General features: G+C 60.5%; 14 protein-coding genes, 1 tRNA gene and 1 pseudogene. 5 read left to right on the top strand and 11 right to left on the bottom strand.

The features are described 5' to 3' along the window. Positions 1 to 140: 140 nt before the first annotated feature. Positions 141 to 509, bottom strand: a complete 369-nt coding sequence (locus tag EOB80_RS07635) for a hypothetical protein (protein WP_127269365.1) — start codon at positions 507 to 509, stop codon at positions 141 to 143. 195 nt (positions 510 to 704) lie between these two features. Continuing rightward, complete coding sequence (locus EOB80_RS07640) at positions 705 to 2312, bottom strand: carboxyl transferase domain-containing protein (protein WP_127327218.1); 1608 nt, start codon at positions 2310 to 2312, stop codon at positions 705 to 707. 228 nt (positions 2313 to 2540) lie between these two features. Between EOB80_RS07640 and EOB80_RS07645 the strand changes: the two genes are divergently transcribed. Beyond that, positions 2541 to 2963 (top strand): hypothetical protein, encoded by a 423-nt coding sequence (locus EOB80_RS07645; protein ID WP_206516795.1) that lies wholly within the window; start codon positions 2541 to 2543, stop codon positions 2961 to 2963. Positions 2964 to 2980: 17 nt separating this feature from the next. Here the strand turns inward: EOB80_RS07645 and EOB80_RS07650 are convergent, their stop codons facing one another. The 3 genes from EOB80_RS07650 to EOB80_RS07660 form a co-directional block, all read right to left on the bottom strand. Beyond that, positions 2981 to 4144: an isovaleryl-CoA dehydrogenase gene (locus EOB80_RS07650; protein ID WP_127327219.1), complete on the bottom strand. Its 1164-nt coding sequence runs from the start codon at positions 4142 to 4144 to the stop codon at positions 2981 to 2983. A gap of 66 nt (positions 4145 to 4210) precedes the next feature. Further along, on the bottom strand, positions 4211 to 4861 hold the full coding sequence (locus EOB80_RS07655) for a TetR/AcrR family transcriptional regulator (protein ID WP_127321262.1): 651 nt from the start codon (positions 4859 to 4861) through the stop codon (positions 4211 to 4213). A 59-nt stretch (positions 4862 to 4920) separates the two neighbouring features. Then, positions 4921 to 5205, bottom strand: coding sequence for an acylphosphatase (locus EOB80_RS07660; RefSeq protein WP_127321261.1), 285 nt, complete (start codon positions 5203 to 5205; stop codon positions 4921 to 4923). Positions 5206 to 5364: 159 nt separating this feature from the next. Between EOB80_RS07660 and EOB80_RS07665 the strand changes: the two genes are divergently transcribed. After that, positions 5365 to 6357 carry a bifunctional helix-turn-helix transcriptional regulator/GNAT family N-acetyltransferase gene (locus EOB80_RS07665; RefSeq protein WP_127327220.1) on the top strand — a complete coding sequence of 331 codons (993 nt, stop codon included), beginning with the start codon at positions 5365 to 5367 and terminating at the stop codon, positions 6355 to 6357. Positions 6358 to 6393: 36 nt separating this feature from the next. Here EOB80_RS07665 and EOB80_RS07670 read toward each other — a convergent pair whose 3' ends face one another. After that, positions 6394 to 7506 (bottom strand): pyridoxal phosphate-dependent aminotransferase, encoded by a 1113-nt coding sequence (locus EOB80_RS07670; protein WP_127327221.1) that lies wholly within the window; start codon positions 7504 to 7506, stop codon positions 6394 to 6396. Between the two features lie 120 nt (positions 7507 to 7626). On the opposite strand from EOB80_RS07670, the gene EOB80_RS07675 reads away from it, so the two are divergent. Beyond that, on the top strand, positions 7627 to 9294 hold the full coding sequence (locus EOB80_RS07675) for a sulfotransferase (protein ID WP_127327222.1): 1668 nt from the start codon (positions 7627 to 7629) through the stop codon (positions 9292 to 9294). 389 nt (positions 9295 to 9683) lie between these two features. Here EOB80_RS07675 and EOB80_RS07680 read toward each other — a convergent pair whose 3' ends face one another. From EOB80_RS07680 to EOB80_RS07690, 3 genes and pseudogenes are all read right to left on the bottom strand, one after another. Continuing rightward, positions 9684 to 10829 carry a porin gene (locus EOB80_RS07680; RefSeq protein ID WP_127327223.1) on the bottom strand — a complete coding sequence of 382 codons (1146 nt, stop codon included), beginning with the start codon at positions 10827 to 10829 and terminating at the stop codon, positions 9684 to 9686. 124 nt (positions 10830 to 10953) lie between these two features. Beyond that, positions 10954 to 11185 (bottom strand): annotated as a pseudogene (locus EOB80_RS35095) (GIY-YIG nuclease family protein). 185 nt (positions 11186 to 11370) lie between these two features. Beyond that, positions 11371 to 11461, bottom strand: a tRNA-Ser gene (locus tag EOB80_RS07690). A gap of 450 nt (positions 11462 to 11911) precedes the next feature. On the opposite strand from EOB80_RS07690, the gene EOB80_RS07695 reads away from it, so the two are divergent. Then, positions 11912 to 13069: a porin gene (locus EOB80_RS07695; protein WP_127327224.1), complete on the top strand. Its 1158-nt coding sequence runs from the start codon at positions 11912 to 11914 to the stop codon at positions 13067 to 13069. A gap of 238 nt (positions 13070 to 13307) precedes the next feature. Beyond that, on the top strand, positions 13308 to 14402 hold the full coding sequence (locus tag EOB80_RS07700; RefSeq protein WP_127327225.1) for a site-specific integrase: 1095 nt from the start codon (positions 13308 to 13310) through the stop codon (positions 14400 to 14402). A gap of 59 nt (positions 14403 to 14461) precedes the next feature. Here the strand turns inward: EOB80_RS07700 and EOB80_RS07705 are convergent, their stop codons facing one another. Together EOB80_RS07705 and EOB80_RS07710 are read right to left on the bottom strand one after the other, a co-directional pair. After that, on the bottom strand, positions 14462 to 15361 hold the full coding sequence (locus tag EOB80_RS07705) for an alpha/beta hydrolase (protein WP_127327226.1): 900 nt from the start codon (positions 15359 to 15361) through the stop codon (positions 14462 to 14464). A gap of 110 nt (positions 15362 to 15471) precedes the next feature. Further along, positions 15472 to 17523 carry a lytic transglycosylase domain-containing protein gene (locus EOB80_RS07710; protein WP_127327227.1) on the bottom strand — a complete coding sequence of 684 codons (2052 nt, stop codon included), beginning with the start codon at positions 17521 to 17523 and terminating at the stop codon, positions 15472 to 15474. Positions 17524 to 17605 lie beyond the last annotated feature (82 nt).

Consider the following 17605-nt stretch of genomic DNA (forward strand, 5'->3'; position numbering starts at 1 on the left):
CGATAGCGACCGTCGATCTCCCCCCACGTGGGGGAGATGTCCGGCAGGGCAGAGGGGGGTACTGTCCCGTGAGCCATTCCAGCCCTCGGCGTAGAGCACTCCCTTACCAAGGGAGTGCTCTACCTTGCGGTCGGTAGTATCTATTTCGATGACGAGATTGCGCAGCCGCCACTCGCGGTCTTGAGCTTCCACCGTGTCAAGCCGGCTTGGCAATTGCGCAGCGCCGTCTCTTCCGCCGCCTTCTGGGACGGCGCGTTGAGCTTCGTCCCGCAGACAATGTAGAGGTCGACGACACGCGAATAAAAGGTTGTAGCGTAGGCCGAATGGCCGCTCGCCGCGACGTAGCCCTTGTAGGCAACGTTGCATTCGCCCGAACCCAAGGTCGGCGGAAAACGCACGTCTCCCTTGCGTCCTGCGAGCGATTCCGCCGAGCCGGCGTCGGTCGCTGTTAATATTAGAAATACAGAAAGTATCGAAGCAGCCGTTCCCTGGCAATATTTCAGTTTCATTTCCAGCCCGTCCCCATTGCCCCATGCTGGATAAGCAGTAGCGAATATTTTTCCCTGCCGCCAGTTCGCAGTTTGAGATTCGAAGCCGCCTATGCTGATGAATCGATTGGTCCATACAGTTCAGCCTATTCGCACGGCAGCAACGGTCTGCCGGTATAGTTCCGCCGTTTGGCCGTCGAAGTTGACCGTCCATTCTCACATCCGAAACACGCCAAAGCGCGTGTCCTCGATTTCGGCGTTGAGCGCAGCCGACAGGCTGAGCGCCAGCACGTCGCGGGTCTTCGCAGGGTCGATGATGCCGTCGTCCCAGAGGCGTGCGGACGAATAGAGCGGATGGCCTTCATGCTCGTATTTCATCAGGATCGGCTTCTTGAATTTCGCCTCTTCCTCGGCGCTCCATTCTCCGCCCTTGCGCTCGATGCCTTCGCGCTTGACCATGGCAAGCACCGTTGCCGCCTGCTCGCCGCCCATCACCGAGATGCGGGCGTTCGGCCATATCCACAGGAAGCGCGGCGAATAGGCGCGGCCGCACATGCCGTAATTGCCGGCGCCGAACGAACCGCCGATGATGATCGTCACCTTTGGCACGCGGGCGGTAGCGACCGCCATCACCAGCTTGGCGCCGTCCTTGGCGATGCCGCCCGCCTCGTATTTTCTGCCGACCATGAAGCCGGTAATGTTCTGCAGGAACACAAGCGGGATCTTACGCTGGCAGCATAGCTCGATGAAGTGCGCGCCCTTCACAGCGCTTTCGGAAAACAGCACGCCGTTGTTGGCGATGATGCCGACCGGCATGCCATGCAGATGGGCAAAGCCGGTGATCAGCGTGGTGCCGTAATTCTGCTTGAACTCGTCGAATTCGGAACCGTCGACGATGCGCGCGATCACCTCGCGGACGTCATAGGGCTGGCGCAGGTCGGTAGGCACGATGCCGTACAGTTCATCCGCGGGATGAAGCGGCGGAATCGATTTCTGTAAGTTCAGACTTACAGTCTTGTTCCGATTCAGGGTTTTGACGATGCGTCGGCAAATGGCGAGCGCATGGTCGTCGTCGAGTGCATAGTGGTCGGCAACACCGGAAAGCCGCGTGTGCACATCGGCGCCGCCGAGATCCTCGGCGCTGACGTCTTCACCAGTGGCCGCCTTCACCAGCGGCGGACCGCCGAGGAAGATGGTCGCCTGGTTGCGCACCATGATCGTCTCGTCGGACATCGCCGGCACATACGCTCCGCCCGCCGTGCAGGAACCCATGACGCAGGCGATCTGCGGAATGCCTGCGGCGGACATGTTGGCCTGGTTGTAGAAGATGCGGCCGAAATGCTCACGGTCGGGAAACACCTCGTCCTGGTTGGGCAGGTTGGCGCCGCCGCTGTCGACGAGGTAGATGCAAGGCAGATTGTTCTGCAGCGCGATCTCCTGCGCCCGCAAATGCTTCTTCACTGTCAGCGGATAATACGTGCCGCCCTTCACCGTGGCATCGTTGACGACGACCATGACCTCGGTGCCTTCGACGCGGCCGATGCCGGCGATCATGCCGGCCGAAGAGATCTCCTCGCCATACATCGACCATGCCGCGAACTGGCCGATCTCGAGGAAGGGCGAGCCGGTGTCGAGCAACTGGGCGAGACGCTCCCGCGGCAACAGCTTGCCGCGCGAAACATGCCGCTCGCGCGCTTCCTCCGAGCCGCCGCGCTCGACGGTTGCAGCCTTCTCCGCAATGTCGGCGACCAGCGCCCGCATGCGCTCGGCATTGGCACGGAAGGTTTCGGAGGAGGGGGAGATCTGGGTTTGCAGCGTTGCCATCTTGTCGTCGTTTCCTCACACCTCTTGATGCCGCGAGGGAACCAGTGTATCAGCCCGCCCCCGAACGTTGCGTGTCAAACTCGGCATTCTGCGTTCTTGTTTGGATGGCACCTTCAGGAGGCGAAGATGAAAGGCATGGATATGCATTTCACAAGATGTCTCCCTTCGGCTCTCGGCTAACGCCGCCGAAGGGCGGCTTTTCACACCCCGAATTTGAGCAAGAGAAACATGGCGCCTGCGCGCGCCGTGGGTGTCGTCATGTATGTGCGATTCGTTACGCCGCTGGTCCATCCGAACAGCGGGGTGGAGACCGGCTTCTTCCGGGCGTCCTGGTATTTGCACCAGAACGGCTGCCCGGACTGGATTCGAAGTGAACTGGGAGACCAGTTCGACTGGTTCAACCAGTATTTGCCCATTCCTGGCCGGGTTGGCCGGCATTTCAAGCGCCGGAATCCGATCTGGGGCATCTGCTGGTTCCATCCGGACGCCAAGGAAGCGATCAGCCGCGCGCGCTATTGCGCCTGGTTGATCGAGGAGGGCGGCTTGCCCGTGCGGTCGATTACGTCGGCGCACGAGCGCGAGGTTCTGTGGCGCGATGCACACCAGATCGTTGCCAAGCCAACCGAGGACTTGCCGAAGGCGTTCGGATGACGCGGCGGAGGGGGCCATCACACTCCCTCCGCCATGATTTCCCGCCCGATCAGCCAGCGGCGGATTTCGCTGGTGCCGGCGCCGATCTCGTAGAGCTTGGCGTCGCGCAACAGGCGGCCGGTCGGATAGTCGTTGATGTAGCCATTGCCGCCAAGCAGTTGGATGGCGTCGAGCGCCATCAGCGTCGCCTTCTCGGCGGCGAACAGCACGCAGCCGGCGGCATCCTTGCGTGTCGTCTGGCCGCGGTCGCAGGCGGCAGCAACGGCATAGACATAGGCGCGCGCGGCGTTCATCACCGTGTACATGTCGGCCAGCTTGCCCTGCACCAGCTGAAACTCGCCGATCGCCTGGCCGAACTGCTTGCGCTCATGCACATAGGGGATCGCCACGTCGAGGCATGCCGCCATCAGGCCGATCGGGCCGCCGGCAAGCACGGTGCGTTCATAGTCAAGGCCCGACATCAGCACCTCGACGCCGCGCCCTTCCTCATGCAGCACGTTTTCGAACGGCACTTCGACATCCGAAAAAACCAGTTCGCCGGTGTTGGAGCCGCGCATGCCGAGCTTGTCGAGCTTTTGCGCCACGGAAAACCCGGCCATCGCTTTCTCGACGATGAAGGCGGTGATGCCGCGCGATTTCAGGTCCGGGTCGGTCTTGGCGTAGACGACCAGGGTCTCGGCGTCAGGCCCGTTGGTGATCCACATCTTGGTGCCGTTGAGCACGTAGCGGTCGTTGCGCTTTTCGGCACGCAGTTTGAGCGAGACGACGTCCGAGCCGGCGCCGGGTTCCGACATCGCCAGCGCGCCGACCCGCTCACCCGAGCACAGTGGCGGCAGGAATTTTTCCTTCTGCGCCGTTGTCGCCCAGCGGTTGATCTGGTTGACGCAGAGATTGGAATGAGCACCATAGGAGAGGCCGACCGAGGCCGAAGCGCGCGAGATTTCCTCGACGGCGATCACATGCGCGAGATAGCCCATGCCGCTGCCGCCGAAATCGGGATCGGCCGTGATGCCGAGCAGGCCGAGCGCACCGAGTTCACCCCACAGATGCGCCGGAAATTCGTTCGAGCGATCGATGTCGGCGGCGATCGGAGCGATCCGGTCCTGGGCGAAGCGCCGCACCAAGTCGCGCAGCGCCTCGATCTCCTCGTCATGCCCGAAGCTGAGTGTGTTCGTGTACATGCCGTTCCTCCCTGCGCATGACCCCGAAAATCGACTTTGATTTTCGGAAAGGGATCATGCGCAAAATCAAAATGCTACAGCGTCCTTTGCGCGTCCGAAGGGACGCGCGGCGCTGTAGGTGCCGATCCTCGCGCCAACCAGGCGCATTGTCATTGAAAGATATGTCGCCGTGACTTCGGCGATCGATAGCCGCTCGCCCGGCCGAAACCAGACGATGACGCCAGTCATCATCTGGATCAGTGCCATGGCGGTCAGCCCGGTGTCGTCGATGCTGAAGGTGCCCGTCTCGGCGCCATCGCGTAAAATAGTGCGCAGTTCCTTTTCGTAGGCAGTGCGCATGCGCAGGATCTGCGTCAGCCGTTCGGGCGACAGGCTGCGCAATTCCATGTTCGACACATGCGTGGCGTGCCGTCGCTCGATATGAAAGGCGATGTGATTGCGCACATAGGCCGAGAGCAGTTGCGCCGAATCTGCGTCCGCCGGGCGGGCTGCTTCCCATGCTGTGGCCAGACCCTCCATGTGCTCGCGCATCAGCGTGAACAGAAGCTCTTCCTTGGTTGGAAAATAGCGGTAGAGCGCGGCCGCCTGGACGCCGACCTCGGCGGCAAGCTGGCGCATCGACATTGCTTCGTAGCCAAACCGCGCGATGAGGTTGACCGCCGCCCCACGGATGGTCGCTTCGGTCTTTTCGCCATCGGATCCGGTCGTGCGCGCCATGTCAGCTCCTCTGTGGAGTGATAATAAAACGAACGTTCGATTAATTCAAGGCGGCGCGCTCAGGCAATGATCCTGAACCCGACAAGAGCGTGTTGTGTTGCCAGGTCCTCGACGTCGACCCTGGAAACCGAAGCCCCGGACGGCCCTTTCCAGAGGCGCTCGATCATTGTCGAGACCGCCTCATCGAGCCCAGCGATCTGGGCCGTTACAGACCCATCCGCCTCATTGCGGACCCAGCCCGCAAGGCCAAGGCTCGTGGCCTGATCCCGAGCCCAGGCCCTGAAGCCGACGCCTTGCACATTGCCGTAGACCCGCGTCAGCACTTCCCTGCGACGATCAGCCATGAATCTCTCCAAAGCCTGTCTCGTTTTGAATCTGGCGCATGGCGTGAGGAATGCAACCTGGGAAGGGCGCGGGCGCAATGGCTGGGCTCTCTGGCTCGAAATTTATTTGACTCCGTCCACTAATTTTGGAAAATACGGCTGCCTTAGGAGTGGCTGCGGATGTTGGACGAACGCAACGCATTGGTGGCCGATGTCAGGCGCTTCAATCGCTTCTACACGCGCACCGTCGGCCTTCTCGACGAGACGCTGACACAAAGTGCATTCACTTTGACCGAGGCGCGCGTGCTGTTCGAACTGGGTCACCGCAGCAACCCGGCTTCCGCCGAAATCGCCGGGGAGCGAGGTTTCCTAGCTGGTGCTTTTCGGCTGGAGAATGGCCCGGCGGCCTCCGAAATAGCAAGACAGTTGCGTGTCGATGCCGCCTATCTGACGCGGATCCTGCGCAAGTTCGCGGGCCAGGGGCTGACCGAGGCCAGAACGGACCCGGCTGACCGGCGCCGAAGGGTCCTCTCGCTGACCTCACGAGGCGAGGCAGCGCTTGCCAGACTGCAGGCGGCGGCCGATCGGGACACGGCGCGGCTGATCGAAAGCGTCCCCGACGACAGGTTGCATGAACTGCGCAGCGCCTTGCGCAAGGCGGGGGAATTGCTGGGTGATCCCACCAGTGACAGCAGCGAGGTGACGTTGCGGCCGCATCGCGTCGGCGATGTCGGCTGGGTCGTGCAGCGCCAGGCCCAACTCTATGCCGAGGAATATGGCTGGACGATCGAGTTCGAGGCCATGCTCGCCGAGATCGGCGCCGATTTCATTCGCAATTTCGTGCCCGGCCGCGATTTCTGCTGGATCGCAGAGCGCGGTGGTGAGCCGGTTGGCGCGGTGTTCCTGGTTCATCAGGACGACGAAGTGGCCAAGCTGAGAATGCTGCATGTCGAGGCGTCGGCGCGCGGCCTCGGCATCGGCAAACGACTGGTCGCGGAATGCGTGAACCAGGCCCGGGCTTGCGGCTACACCAAGCTGGTGCTGTGGACCAACGACATCCTCGTTGCGGCGCGCGCGATCTACGAACGTGCCGGCTTCAGGCTGGTCTCGCAGGAGCACCACAACAGCTTCGGCAAGGATCTGACCGGCCAGACCTGGGAGATGGATTTGTAGGCAGCTTTTGCTGCCGGTTTGCTTGCAGACGCGATCCTAGTTTCCCCGCGCTGTTGCCAGCGCGCCAGGCAACTCCTCGGCAAAGATGTCGAGTTCATGGTCGAGGCCGACGCTGACGCGGATGCAGCGGTCGAGCACCGGCACCATCGGCTTGCGAATGAAGACGTCGCGTGACAGCAGGCCCTGCAGCACTTTCAGCGCGAAGGCGCCATCGCCGCAGCAATCGATGGTGATGAAATTGGTCGCCGACGCCAGTGGCTTCAGCCCGTTCGCTTCGGCAATGCCGGCGATGCGTCGGCGGCCGGCCGCGACCCGCGCCACCACGCTTTGCAGATAGTCCTGGTCCGCAAGCGCCTCGACGCCGGCGATCTGCGCCATGCGGCTGACGCCATAATGGTTGCGGATCTTCTCGAAGTCGCGGATCACCTGGGCTTCGGCCAGCGCATAGCCGCAGCGTATGCCCGCCAGCCCGTAAGCCTTCGAGAAGGTGCGCATGCGGATGACGTTTGGCCTGGAGATATCGATCGGCGGCAGCGCCGAGGCCGGTCCGAGTTCGCCATAGGCCTCGTCGAGCACCAGCATGGTGGTTTGCGGCAGCGCCTCGATGAAGCCGATGATCTCGCTCGCCTCCCACCAGCTACCCATCGGATTGTCGGGATTGGAGAGATAGACCAGCGGCGCCTTGTCCCTGCGCACCGCCGCCAGCAGGCCGTCCAGGCTTTCCCTGTCGTTGTCGTAAGCGACCGTCACCAGGCGCCCGCCGACACCGGCAATATGGAAGTTGAAGGTTGGATAAGCGCCGAGCGAGGTGACCACAGCATCGCCAGGCGCGACATACATGCGTGCCACCAGGCTGAGCAGGCCATCTATGCCTTCGCCGACAACCACGTTCTCTGTCTTTACGCCGTGATGCGCGGCCACCGCCACCTTCAGATCGAAATTGTCGGGATCGCAATACATCCACATGTCGCCAGCGATCTCGGCCATGCGGGCGGTGACGCGCGGCGAGGGACCAAAGCTGCTCTCATTGGCGCCGATGCGGGCGCGAAAAGCGCGGCCACGCTCGCGCTCCTGCGCTTCGGGGCCGACAAACGGCACCGTCGAGGGAAGCGCTGCGATGAGCGGCATGAGGGGAGGGCGCTGGTGCATGGCGGAAGCTCGCTTGAAAAAGGGCCTTCTTGCTAGCGTGGCCGACTTGGCCGTGCAAGCACCCGGCGGTCCGCAATCGTAACGCTGGATTCCTGCGTATCTTTTTGCTAGCGAGACGCAATGAACAATCGTCTGCCGCCTGCCTGGTCCAAGCACCTGAAGGTCCAAACCGGACCGAAACCCAAATTCCCGCAACCGAATCTTCCGAAAGCGAATTCGCTTTCGCGTGCGCAGGCCGACGAGGCGTTGCTGCAGCAGGCATATCAGTTTCAGCAAGCCAAACGGCTCGGCGAAGCTCAGGACTTATGCCTGCAAGTTCTGGCCCGTACGCCCAACCATCCACTTGCCCTGTATATCTTGGGGACCGTGTGCCTGGGCTACGACGATGAGGCGGCCTTGCGATATTTCGCACGCGCGGTCGGCGAGGAGCCAAAAAACCCCTACTACCACCTTGGGCTGGCTTCGGCCTATGTGAAGGTCAGCGAATATTCGCCAGCAATCAGACATATGCAATACGCCTTGGAGTTGCAGCCAGATCTTATCGAAGCACTTTGTGCATTGGGGGACGCTTATATCGACTTTGACAAACCCGAGATGGCTTTGCCGCTTTATGAGAAGGCACTAAAAATAAACCGGGATCATCCAAAGGTGCGGATCGGACTGGCTCGCGCGCTCACCAGCGTGGGACGGATGGTTGAAGCTGCCGCCTATCTTCAGGAGGCAATCGAACGTCGTATCAAGGTGCCGGCGGCGTACAATGACCTGGTGCAGACACAAAAATTCACCGAAGAGCCTAAGGAACTCAAAGCCATTCTTGGCGAACTTGGAAATCCGAAGCTTGAACCGGATGGTGCCGAGAACCTTCATCTGGCGGCCGGCAAGGTGCTGAATGACCTCAAACGCTATAAGGATGCATTCGACCATTTCAACAAGTCGAAACAGGCATCAGGCCGCAACTTCGATATCGACCAATACCGTCGCTGGATAGACTCACTGATTGCGACCTTCACGCCTGAGATGCTGGCTGCCAAGGCGGATTACGGAAATCCTTCGGAAGTTCCCGTGTTCGTGGTCGGCATGCCTCGCTCAGGCACGACTCTTACGGAACAGATCTGCGCCAGTCATCCTAATGTACACGGCGCGGGCGAACTAATGAAGCTTAGGCGGGTGGCGAATGCGATTGAACTCAGAAGGTCGTCAGCCGGAGATTTGAACTCGGCGGTCGCTTCGATCACAAAAGGCTTGTCCCGAACATTGGCCGAGGAGCATTTGTCCTATCTGAAGGAGCGGGCGCCCGCGGCACTTAGGATCGTCGATAAGATGCCGCATAATTTTGAACTGATCGGTTTGATTGGCCTTCTCTTCCCCAACGCAAAGATCATCCATTGCCGCCGTGACGCCATCGACAATTGCGTCTCTTGCTATGTCTTGAAATTCGGCGAGGGGCACAGTTACAACACCGATCTGAAGACACTGGGTCTCTACTATCGCGAATATGACCGTCTGATGCAGCATTGGAACGAGGTTTTCCCGGGCCTGGTCTTCGAAAACCGCTACGAAACGCTCGTCGAGGATCAGGAGGCGCAGTCACGCCGCCTCATAGATTACGTTGGGCTGCCCTGGGATGACGCCTGCCTGCGTTTTTTCGACAGGGATGGTTCGGTCAACACGCCGAGCCGCTGGCAGGTCCGTCAACCGATCTACAAATCGTCCGTCAAGCGCTGGAAGAATTATGAAGGCGAGATCCAGCCGCTCATCGATGCTTTGGGCGACTTGGCGGAAACGTAATTCAAAGGAGTCTGGCGTGCCTCTCATGCGCGCACGCCTCCTCGATTTTGATTGGCACTGCTGAGTTGAAGAAGCGCAGGGATGCGCGTGATTTCGCACCCGATGGTACCAAACGCAATCGCTCGGTTGGTCAATTATTTTCTGCGGGTCGACGCTCGAAGCGCTTGATCGCGAAACCTCCGGCGCTGCCGGACTGGCTAATAGCCCTGGTTGCCGGAGCTGTCAGGGCTCCGCCTCGGCGGCTGGCTACCGTTGGCCGCAAACATTCAAGAAGTGCAGAGGCTCCGCTGCTGGCAGCACAGGTGCATTTTGACGAGTCCCTTGGAAATCCGGCATGAAAAAACCCGGCGGTTGCCCGCCGGGTTTCGATTTGGACAAGTCGAAATATATTAGAACGAGCGCTGGAAGCGGAGGAGGCCGCCGATGCTGTTCTTCTTGTCGGCCGGTGTGAACGATGGGTTGATATAGTTGACATCGCCAAATCGGCCTGCATGGAGGTAGTCGACTTCGGCCGTGACGGTGAAGCCCGGAACAACGTCATAAGCGATGTTCGCGGCAACACCGACGTTCTTCCAATCGTCAGCGGACACCTGGGCGTTGAACGAGGTTTTTTCGTTGAACTTGTAGGTACCACCGCCCCACACTGCCCAATTGCCACCCCACATCTTGTAGAAGCCGCGACCATTGGCGTCGACATGATTGCCGAGGTTGTCGTTGAGGTTATCGTCCGAGCCGTAGCCGCCCATGATGAACAGCGAGAGTTCGTTGGAGACGTTCACATCCAGGCGAACCTTGCCGGCCACTTCCTCATAGTTGCTGTCATAAGCGACCACACCGGTGATGGCGCCCCAGCCCTGCGTGTACTTCACGCCACCGACGACATGCGGAACATAGCTGTCGATCGTGTCATTGGCGTTACCTTCTTCCAGCGAGACCACTGCCGAGAAGCCGTTGCCGGCATCGAAGTAGTACTGGACGACGTTGGTGTCGAAATCGCCGTAGGGAACCAGCGTATCCTGGATGACGTTGCCGGCGTAGCCGACGAACGTGTCGAAGGCCGATTCGTCCTTACCGACGCGCAGGCCACCGAGCTGGATCCAGGCGAAGTTCAGCGAGACGTCCCGGTTATGGGCGGCGTTGACGTCCTCGAAAGCGTTGTCGTCGCCGAAGTTGAAGCGGGTCTCGGTGTAGGTCTTCAACGTGCCGAGTTCGGTTTCCTGGCCTGTCCAGGTCTTCAGCGTGAAGCGGGTATTCTTCAGCCAAGTATTGTGGTCATCACCATCCTGGTGATCCGCGGCTTTTGCACCATCGAACGAACCGAGGTCGCCACCGCCGATGTCGTAACGGATGTAGCCGCCGATGCGCAGGCAGGTTTCGGTGCCGGGGATGTAGAAGTAGCCAGCGCCGTAGACGTCGCAGATCTTGACGTATTCAGCGGGTTCCGGCTCGGCGACGACGACGGCGTCGGCGGCGCGCGCACCGGAAACTGCGATCAGGGCCGCAGCGGAGCCGAGGAGAAGGCTCTTGATGTTCATTTTCTGACCTCCAGTCAGAATCGAATGAAATTACGGGAGCCGCCGCCCGCTTCATCGGAGTAACGAGCTGTTATCGTTATCTCTTTTTGGAAAACCGTGGGATTTTTCGGTAGGCCTGCGGCCGTCACCAAAAGCGTTTGTTGGCGAAAGCGTGCCCTGAACCGGATTTGAGATAACCTCGAATGAAGCTGCCTTGGCCTGATTCGAGAAGGCCATATGGGTGACGATCCGCCATGGCAGGAATTTGGACGCATGGCTGGATTTCCCGAATTGTGCTCGGCAAGCCGTCGTTTCAGGTCCGACGTCATGCCGACATAACGCCCGCCTTCCGCAACCTCGCTCTCGAGAATACACATATCACATGAGCCAGCCCCTCCTTGCCAATGCGAGAGGGTACCCTGCTTGGCCGAAGGGCAGCTGCCAACCCTGTTTTTGCAAGAAATTCAGGCGCTTGAGCCCTCCTTCGCTACGGCTTCGGAGGGCATCTTGCTTCGCGCGGAGGTCGGGACTTGTCCTGCGAAGCGCGCAGCGCGAAGCAGGATGGCGGAGAGGATGGGATTCGAACCCACGAGAAGCTTTTGACCTCTACTCCCTTAGCAGGGGAGCGCCTTCGACCACTCGGCCACCTCTCCGTTGCGCCGGTGGATAAAGAAAAGCGCCGGCACAATCAACAAGCCCGCATCATTATATGGAAAAATAAGATGCACTGAACCGTGGCCTTCCATGGATGCGGCGGTTCTGCGGTTGTTTCCTGGCTAGCGACTCGGGAGCTTGCCATGATTCCGGCGGCCCTTCGCCGGATTCGGCGGCAAACAAGGGGTTGCGGCGGGCCTGATGGTTAACGAGAGCTTTCTGAGTGAGGCCAAATCGTGTCATTTGTGCAACAACGCCAGGGGATAGCAGCCAGGCAGCCCTTTCACCGGTACGATCGTGGTTGAACGCCGCCGTCTCATGGGTAATGTCGGTATCGAAGGAGCGGCGCGGTGCGCATCTTTTTCGGTAGTGGGGATGGGGCAGGGAACGCTGTCCTTCAGCAAAGAATACCCAGACCCGTTTTTTAACTTTTGACTGGAGGTCAGAAAATGAACATCAAGAGCCTTCTCCTCGGCTCCGCTGCGGCCCTGATCGCAGTTTCCGGTGCGCGCGCCGCCGACGCCGTCGTCGTCGCCGAGCCGGAACCCGCTGAATACGTCAAGATTTGCGACGTCTACGGCGCTGGCTACTTCTACATCCCCGGCACCGAAACCTGCCTGCGCATCGGCGGCTATGTCCGTTATGACATCGGCGCTGGCGATGTCGGCTCGTTCGATGGTGCCTGGGCCCGGGACAAAGAAGACGGTGAAGTCAACGATACTTGGCAGAAGAACGCCCGCTTCACGCTGAAGACCTGGACCGGTCAGGAAACCGAGCTCGGCACGTTGAAGACCTACACCGAAACCCGCTTCAACTTCGGCAACACGAGATTTAGCGGAGGAGACGGCAGCTACTCTGGCAACGCCTCCAACAAGGACGTCTCGCTGAACTTCGCCTGGATCCAGCTCGGTGGTCTCCGTGTCGGTAAAGACGAATCGGCCTTCGATACGTTCATCGGCTATGCCGGCAACGTCATCCAGGATACGCTGGTTCCCTACGGCGGCTTCGACACCAACGTCATCCAGTACTACTTCGATGCTGGCAACGGCTTCTCGGCCGTCGTCTCGCTGGAAGAAGGTTACGGCCCGTACTCGATCGACAGCTACGTTCCGCATGTCGTCGGCGGCGTGAAGTGGACGCAGGGCTGGGGCGCCATCAGCGGCGTCGTCGCTTATGACAGCGCTTACGAAGAAATCGCTGGCAAGGTTCGCTTGGACGTCAACGTTTCGAACGAACTGTCGCTGTGGATTATGGGCGGCTACGGCTCGGACGATAACTACAACGACAGCACCTGGGCTGTCCCGGCTGGTGGTGGTCTCGTGGCTAGTGGTCGCGGCATGTACAAGCTGTGGGGCGGTAACTGGGCAGTTTGGGGCGGTGGCACCTACAAGTTCAACGAGAAGACCTCGTTCAACGTCCAGGCGTCGTATGACGAAGACGAGAACCTCGGCATCGCGGCGAACATCGCTTACGATGTGGTTCCAGGCTTCACGATCACGGCCGAAGTCGACTACCTCAATGCCGGCAGCTACCCTGCGTCCAACTGGACCAGCGCCGACAAGGAAAGCAACATCGGCGGTATCCTCCGCTTCCAGCGCTCGTTCTAAGGGCTGGTTCCTTACAGGTGAAATCCAGCCCGGGCGCACAACGCCCGGGCTGTTTTTGTTTTCGTGACTGGATCAAGGCAAACAGAAGGATGGGGGTAACGGTAGCTGAATAAATCCGTGGAGTGGTTTCGTGGGATCCGCTGATGGGCGGATGAAATCACAACCGCGTGATTAAAATCTCTTGAAAGGACGCTTCCAAGCGGGTAGGGCTGACCTATCCCACTCGGGGGTGTGGCAAATGATGACGAACGAAGCGATTCAAGAGGGCGAGTCCTCTGATCATTTTTCGATGTTTTCTTCTCAAAGTCCGAAGATTCGATACACCTACAACAAGATTAGAGAAGTAAAGTCGCATCGGGTCGGAGATCTTTTTTCAGCATATCGGGACATATTGTGGGACGACGGGCGGCATAAGTATAATGTCAGCTCGTTCATCGGCGAAATAGACGAGATCCTCCTTGGGGAGCGTTTCAGCGCCTTTGACCAAAGTACCCTGGACAACCTTATCGGCACCTTGCGCCAGCGCGGCAACAGCAACGCAACCATCAATCGAAAGATGGCTGCCCTCAGCAAACTGCTGCGCAAGGCTCACAAGATGGGAGATATCCACAGCCTGCCCGAGTTCCGCCGCCAGAAGGAGCGGGCGGGTCGGATTCGCTTCCTCGAAAGGGATGAAGAGGCGCGCCTGTTCGCCGCCATTAAGAGCCGCAGCGAGGATGCCTACAGGCTTTCCGTCTTCCTGGTCGACACCGGATGCCGTCTCGGCGAGGCGCTTGGGCTGATCTGGAACGATATCCAGGAGCATCGCGTCAGTTTTTGGATCACCAAATCCGGCCGCAGCCGCACCATTCCGATGACCGAGCGGGTCAAGGAGGTCATCAAGCTGCCGCCCACCGAAGGCCGTCGGCCCAAGGGACCGTTCACAAAGCTTAGCCAGGCACAGTTTCGTGCCATCTGGAACGACGCGAAGGCCGAAGTCGGACTTGGCGCAGACGACCAGGTGGTGCCGCACATACTGCGCCATACCTGCGCCTCGCGCCTTGTCCAGGGCGGCATCGACATCCGGCGCGTGCAGATGTGGCTCGGCCACCAGACGTTGTCGATGACCATGCGCTACGCGCATCTGGCCACCAACGATCTCGATGGCTGTGTCATCGTGCTGGAAACACCTCGATCGACTCAGCCGGGCGGCAATCGCGCTGAAGGCTCCATGTTTTCTTCGCCTATGACGACGCCTTCGTCGCCGACGGCAGGGCGGAAAAAGAAGGACGAGGCAGCCGCCGCCGCAAAGGAGTCGCCGAAAGCGGCTCGGAAAAGTTCAAAGGCCAAGTAGGCTAAAGAATCTCCACCTACACTATATAGCTATCCCGTGACCTTGTTTGGTCATGGGATTTACTTCGGGATATTCTTCCGCTCGGCTTGGTCGAGAAAAGCGGCTATGTCGCCCGGTAGGCTGCCGGTCTCGAGGAATGGCGCATGGCCCTGGCCCTCGACAGTGATCGTCTCCATCATGGAATGGCGCTCTCTCATCTGCTTCAGCGTATCTATGGACAGCAATCTCGAATTGGCACCACGTATGGCGAGCAACGGGATGGCGGCCAACGCCTCGAATTGAGGCCATAGATCAGGCAGCTTCTGCGTCAGATCGAGACCGGCAACGGTATCCACCAGCTTCGGATCGAAATCCGGCATCAGCCCATCATCCGTTTCGCGGTAGAGAGCCCATACCATGCGATCCCAATCGGCGCCGGCAAGGGCGGGGAAGTCTTCGCCATGCACGCTGCGCTGGGCGGCAATTGCCTTTGGGCGGGTTTTCGGTGCCGGGTCGCGCTCGAGATAAGACTGGATATGGGCAAGTCCGGCCGTCTCGATCACCGGGCCGATGTCGTTGAAAGTAATGGCTTTCAGGACGGCTGGCCGCATCATCCCGAGCACATGGATGATCAGCCCGCCGCGCGAGGTGCCGATGAAGGCCGCTTCTCCGATGTTCAGCGCCGTCAGCCCGGCCAGGATGTCGCCGGCCTCCACGCCGACATTGTAATTTTTGACGTCGGGATCATAGGTTGACTGCCCGCGCCCACGGTAGTCGAAGGCGATCACCTTGCGCGGAGTTGCCGCATCCGTCGACAGATAGAGCGCCAGCTCGTGAAAATCCCTGGCGTTGCGGGTCAGGCCAGGCAGGCAGACAACCGGCCAGAGTCCGGTATTGGCCTCACCGTAGACGCGCGCATGAAGTTTTAGCCCATCCGGTGCACTGTAGAAGAAGTCGGAGAAATTTTGCTCGCTTGCCATCGGAATGTTCGATCTCGCTGTACCGATCTGGACAGCTACAGGCGAGGGCAGGGATGGTCAAATGAAAGGCGCTCTTGCCTTCTCCCACAAGGGGAGAAGGACAGAAAGCCTCAACTCCGCCCGTTCACCAGATCCCCGACAATGTCGTATTTGCCCGAAATACGCATCTTGTAGACTTCGTAATTCTCCATCACGCGCTGAACGTAACTCCTTGTTTCTGTGTAGGGAATCCGCTCGATCCAGTCGACGACCGCGTCGATGTCCTTGCCGCGCGGGTCGCCATATCTGGCCACCCACTGGCTGGCTCGGTTGGGGCCGGCATTGTAGCCGGCGAAGGTCAGCACGTAGGAGCCGTTGAAGCGATCGAGCTGTTCGCCGAGGAAGGCTGAGCCAAGCGTCGCATTGTAGCCGGCATCGGTGGTCAGCCGTGTTTGCGAAAACTGCAGCCCGGCCTTCTTCGCCAACTGCCTTGCGGTTCCCGGCATCAGCTGCAGCAGCCCGCGCGCGCCGGCGCTGGACACGGCGCCGATGTTGAATTCGCTTTCCTGACGGGCGATCGCATAGGCCAGGGCCTTGCCCGAGCCGGAAATGTCGGCCGAATCGGGAATGACGCCGAGCGGATGCGACAATGCGCCGACATCGATGCCACGCGCCCCGGCGATCTTGCCGATTTTCAGTGCCATGAAATGGTTCCCTTGCTTTTCCGCAAGGACAGCCAGCAGCGCCAGTTCGCCCGGACTGGTCAACTGCCCGGCAAGGTCGCGATAGAGCGTCTCGGCATAGCGGTCGTAGCCCGCCTCCTGCAGCCGCTTGATGGCGCTGACGGCCTCGCGGCCGGCAAAATTCTGCCGGTCGGCTGCACTTGGCGAGGGGTAGGCGATGTTCAGCGCCTGTCGACCCACGCGTTCGGCGGCAAGCTGACCGTAGAATGTCGTGCCATAGGCAGCGGCGCGCGCAAAATAGTCCTTTGCATTGCCCGGACCACCGACTTCCGCGGCACGGCCGAGCCAGTAATAGGCGCGCGACAGCGTCATCGGCCCCTGGGCGAGGTCCGCGATGCGAGCGAAGTGACTGGCCGCGGTTTTTGGGTCGTTCAGGCCGCGCAGCGCATACCAGCCAGCATGGAATTCGGCGTCTGCCGCATTGGCGGCACTTTCGGCGGCGTGTGTGGCGACGATCTTGTACGCGGTCTTCATGTCGCCCTGGTCTACCAGTTCGCGCGACAGCACCCGGCGCTCGACCCACCAGGCATCCGGATCGACGAGAGCGTCGCGATTGGTCGGCGCCTGCATCACAATGGCGGCGGCCCCGGCAAAATCCTCCTGCTTGCGCAGATATTCGGCCTGCGCGAAGAAGTAGCCGGCCGAACGTTGCATTGCCGGCACGGCCTTCAGCAGCTTTGGCGCGTTCTTGTCGCCTTTGTCGGCCGCCGCCCAGGCCTCGGCGAGATGCTGGGCGCCGGCCAGGCCGGCGACGCGCAAGGCGGAATTCGCGCGGTCGGCATAGAACATGCGCTCCATGCGAAAACGGTGGTCGGTGGCCGGGATCAAGCTGCCGAATTCCTTGATCAGCGCCGCCTCGTCCCTGGCCTCCAGGATCGCGGTGCGCCAGAAGGGCGACAGCACCGAACGTGCCGCCTTGATATTGCCTGACGCCACATAGGCGCGGGCAAGAACCATCACGCCTTCGAATGTCTGCGGCTGGCTGCCGTCGAACGCCCTGATAACGATGTCGGGGGCAGGGTTCTCGCGATAGAGTGCGCGCTCGCTGTTCCTGCGCAGGGCGACGGTGCCCGGCCAATTGGGCAGCATCTTGGCCGCAGCAGTGATATCGCCGCTCGGAACCTTGTCGCCGCCATAAAGCGCGATCGCCCAGGCAAGGATATGCTGGTCGAGCGACTGAGCGGGAAGGGCATCGCGCACACCACGAGCGCGGGGAGTATCGCCAGCCGCCAACGCATCCAGCCCGCTCTTCAGGGGGGCGACGTCGGGCAAGGGCGGCTGTGGCGTCCTGCCCTGCAGGTCAGGCAGCGCAATTGCCGCGCCCGGCATCGGAATGGCTGAGGTGACCCGTACGTCCACGCTACCGCTGATCGCCATGCCCGGCATCAGCGCGAGCGTGGCGCCAAGCAGCGCGAGAATATGAGGCCGACCGCCCGGCATGATCCTTAAGTCTTTCCTTGTCCTGGCATTCCCCAAGCAGGCGAAGATGCCTCGAAGCCTAAACTTAGGTCGTGAAGAGCTC

The organism is Mesorhizobium sp. M7A.F.Ca.MR.245.00.0.0, assembly GCF_003997415.1.
Taxonomy (GTDB): domain Bacteria; phylum Pseudomonadota; class Alphaproteobacteria; order Rhizobiales; family Rhizobiaceae; genus Mesorhizobium.